Genomic DNA, 859 nt, shown 5'->3' with positions numbered 1-859 from the left:
CCCTGTTCCATTCGCCGAAGGGCTGGTTGGCGGTGATCATGATCGATCGCCGCTCGTAGCGCGCGGAGATGAGCTCGAAGAGCACGCTCGTTTCCGCCTGGTCCTTGGTCACATAGGCGAGATCGTCGAGGATGAGCAGATCGAACTTGTCGAGCTTGGCGATGGCGGATTCGAGCTGGAGTTCACGACGTGCCACCTGCAGCTTCTGAACGAGCTCGGTCGTACGCATGAACAGCACCCGCCAACCGTTCTCGATGAGCGCGAGGCCGATTGCGGCGGCGAGATGGCTCTTGCCGCCACCGGGCGGGCCGAACAAGAGGATGTTCGCTCCCTTGGCGAGCCAGCTATCGCCGGCGGCGATCGCCATGACCTGTGCCTTGGAGACCATCGGCACGGCGTCGAAAGCAAAGCTGTCGAGCGTCTTTCCCGGTGGCAATCGGGCCTCGGCGAGATGGCGTTCGATGCGGCGGCGATCGCGTTCGGCCAGTTCGTGTTCGGCGATCACCGACAGGAACCGGGCCGCTGGCCAGCCTTCCTTGTCGGCCCGTTCGGCAAAGTCCGGCCAAAGGACCTTGATGGCCGGCAGGCGGAGTTCATTGAGCAGCGTGCTGAGCGTGGCGGCGTCGATGGCAGGGGCGTTTCTCATGCGGCGTCCTCCAGATGACGCGCGTCGATCAGGGCCTCATAGCCCTGGAGGGAGGCGAGACGAACGTTGACGGTGGGCAACTGTGCCGGATCGGGCGCGAAGAAAGTCCTCAGCGCGATGATGTCCGGCAGTTCGCCCGCATCGAGTGTTTTAGCGAGCCGCTCTGCCAGTTCCCGCTCGCAGCCCCGATCGTGGGCCAAGGCCAGGAGCTCG

1 protein-coding gene and 1 pseudogene are annotated in these 859 nt (G+C 64.5%); both read right to left on the bottom strand.

All coding sequences use genetic code 11. The features are described 5' to 3' along the window. A partial coding sequence (gene istB / locus N181_RS11100) for an IS21-like element helper ATPase IstB (protein WP_060563377.1) occupies positions 1-646 on the bottom strand: 646 nt, incomplete at its 3' end. Continuing rightward, positions 643-859 (bottom strand): annotated as a pseudogene (locus tag N181_RS11095) (IS21 family transposase); the annotation flags it as partial. The gene istB and the pseudogene N181_RS11095, both read right to left, overlap by 4 nt.

The organism is Sinorhizobium fredii USDA 205 (genome assembly GCF_001461695.1).
GTDB classification, from domain to species: domain Bacteria; phylum Pseudomonadota; class Alphaproteobacteria; order Rhizobiales; family Rhizobiaceae; genus Sinorhizobium; species Sinorhizobium fredii.
The sequence above is the reverse complement of the archived record's forward strand: the minus strand, read 5'-3'. Positions and strand labels throughout refer to the sequence as shown.